The organism is Gemmiger formicilis (assembly GCF_016900095.1).
In the GTDB taxonomy this organism is placed as follows: domain Bacteria; phylum Bacillota; class Clostridia; order Oscillospirales; family Ruminococcaceae; genus Gemmiger; species Gemmiger formicilis_A.
Window position 1 is genome coordinate 1 of sequence record NZ_JACJJP010000080.1, and the last position, 632, is coordinate 632.

General features: G+C 64.9%; 1 protein-coding gene. It reads right to left on the bottom strand.

What is annotated here, in order from left to right:
• Positions 1-632: 1,3-beta-galactosyl-N-acetylhexosamine phosphorylase N-terminal domain-containing protein (locus H6B15_RS15275; protein ID WP_275951019.1), on the bottom strand; the 632-nt coding region annotated here is incomplete at both ends.

Sequence of the window (632 nt, forward strand, 5' to 3'; positions counted from 1 at the left end):
TTGTAGAACAGGCTGGTGAACCGCACCACGTTGGTGTGGGGGTGTTCCTCGCACCAGCGGCGCAGCCAGCCGGTGAGATAGGCCCGGGCTTCGGGGCGGCGGGGGTCCACCGGCATCAGGTGTTCCTTGTTCCAGTTGTTGGTCACGTGGTTGTACATGGAAATTTCTTCCCAGATACGGTAAGCCAGAAAACTGACGGTGTACTGATGGAACGGAACCGGGCGTTCGATGGTGACGCAGCCGGTCTCGGGCTGCCAGCACCAGGCGTCGGCGGGCAGAAGGGCATCGGCCGTGCGGTCCCACACCTGCCAGTAGCGGCGGGCCGTTTCCCCGTCGTTGACCCGGAACTGCTCGGCAAAGAAATCTTCCATCAGGGGAACCGACAGCGGGCCCTCCCCGGCCAGCTGCGGCCGGGTGGACAGAAAGGTCTGCTGCAGGCATTCGGGATGCTGCCGGGCCCAGTCGTTGTGGTCCCGGATGATGCAGATGGTGGAGTAGATGTCGTACCCCGCCTCCAGAATTTCCGGCGAAAGCTCGGTGCCGTCGCTGTCGCGGATGACGTCCGCGCCCCAGCGCTTGGCCAGCTCCAGGGTCAGGGCTTCACACCCGGCCTCGCCGGGCAGGGTAAAGCC